This is a genomic window from Herbidospora sp. RD11066 (assembly GCF_054661255.1).
Genome location: NZ_BAAGDO010000236.1, coordinates 1 through 257 on the forward strand (window position 1 = coordinate 1; position 257 = coordinate 257).

Consider the following 257-nt stretch of genomic DNA (forward strand, 5'->3'; position numbering starts at 1 on the left):
GCCTTCTGCCGATAATTTATTCAACTTTTGTGTTACTCCTCTCTGATGTTCAAGGTGACGTCAGGCCAGAGATGGCTTCGTTGGTACCAGCACCGGTTCCCAAATCTGCCCTCCCCACGCAGGCGGAAGTGACATCATCAGTTGAGCAGTACAAGTCAAACTTTGGAATGGCATTGTTGGCAATGCCCCATTGTATGGTCTTGATCTTCGTCACGCCATTGGGGTTGTGCAATTGGTATGTCACGCTCTTTCCGACC

Annotated in this window: 1 protein-coding gene; it reads right to left on the reverse strand. The window is 49.8% G+C overall.

Going from position 1 to position 257, the window contains the following annotated elements; translation table 11 throughout:
* Positions 1-49: 49 nt before the first annotated feature.
* A partial coding sequence (locus ACYQ78_RS39820) for a hypothetical protein (protein ID WP_459806182.1) occupies positions 50-257 on the reverse strand: 208 nt, incomplete at its 5' end.